This is a genomic window from Halovenus amylolytica (assembly GCA_004015825.1).
GTDB classification, from domain to species: domain Archaea; phylum Halobacteriota; class Halobacteria; order Halobacteriales; family Haloarculaceae; genus Halovenus; species Halovenus amylolytica.
The window spans coordinates 1-1,409 of record SAYS01000055.1 but is presented as its reverse complement, the minus strand read 5'-3'; the positions used below and the strand labels follow the sequence as shown (position 1 = coordinate 1,409).

Here is a 1,409-nt window from a genome sequence, read left to right as displayed (position 1 = left end):
CATCCGTCTTTAGCTAAGCTCAGAACGTCGTGACAGTGGCGGCTTTTCGGGACTTCTTTTCGACAGGAATGAGGAGGCAACGGCTGTGTACACTGAAGCCTCCTCAGACGTAATTGAACAGCGGCTTACTAACCTCCTTCCCTCTGAAGCGCTCGAAGACCACGCCGAGGCTGTCGGCGTGGTCGAGCGTGAAGGAAAACTTCAGATACCGCCTCTCGTCTGGTCATTCGCGTTCGGCTTCGCCACCGGCGAGAGCCGAACGCTGGCTGCCTTCCGGCGGAGTTACAATGCAACTGCTGACGAGACGCTTTCTCCTGGCGGTTACTACCAACGGCTGACACCAAATCTCGCGACGTATCTCCGCGACCTCGTCGAGGCCAGACTCGACGAGGTCGCTGTTCCTCACACTGTAACGGATGAGTTCGAACGATTCAGAGACGTGATGATCAGCGACGGGACGATTGTTCGACTCAATGAACTTCTCTCCGACGAGTTCCAAGCTCGCAAGAAGGACCAAGCTGGAGCCCGGCTCCACTTGGTCCACAACGTCACCGACCAAACAATCGATCAGTTCAGCATCACGGATGAAAAAGCGCACGACAGCACTGAGTTTGACACAGGATCGTGGCTCGAAGGTCGGTTAGCACTGCTTGATCTAGCGTATTTCAAGTACCGCCGATTCGCGCTGATTGATGAGAACGACGGGTACTTCGTAAGTCGTCTGAAAGAGAGTGCAAACCCGGTGATAACGGAGGAACTACGGGAATGGCGTGGCGACGCCATTCCCTTGGAAGGGAAGCAAGTCTTCGACGTTGTTGACGATCTCTACCGGAAGTACATCGACGTAGAGGTGGAGGTGGAGTTTGACCGTCGCGAGTACGCGGGAGAACAGTCACAAGATACGAAACAGTTCCGTGTCGTCGGCGTCCGCAACGAGGACGCCGACGACTACCACCTCTATATCACGAATCTCTCGCGAGAGGAGTTCTTGCCGGAAGATATCGCAACGATGTACCAATCCAGGTGGGCAGTTGAACTGTTATTTCGTGAACTCAAGACGCAGTACAGATTGGACGAGTTCGACACGACAAAACCGCATATCGTGGAAATCCTGATCTACGCCGCGTTGTTGTCACTGGTAGTGAGCAGAGAGTTGCTCTCGTTGGTAATGGAACACGCAGAGGACAGTGCTGTGTTTCCACCGGAACGCTGGGCGGCGACCTTCCGGTCGCACGCCCAGCTCATCCTCGATCGGCTCCGTCAGTTCCTCGGGTACTCACCGCCACCGCTGTTGGATCGGCTAATCGAAGATGCCCAAAAAATCCATCAGCAGCGTCTCGTGCTTCAGGAACGACTGGCTACCGGTATCCAGCCAAGAACCGCAGAGGTGGCTTAGCTAAAGACGGATG

1 protein-coding gene is annotated in these 1,409 nt (G+C 55.1%); it reads left to right on the top strand.

Features of this window, described 5'->3' with window-relative positions; genetic code table 11:
* Positions 1-85: 85 nt before the first annotated feature.
* A complete protein-coding gene (locus EOW68_RS18260) occupies positions 86-1,396 on the top strand; it encodes an IS4 family transposase (RefSeq protein WP_128226579.1) in 1,311 nt (436 codons plus the stop codon).
* Positions 1,397-1,409: the final 13 nt, after the last annotated feature.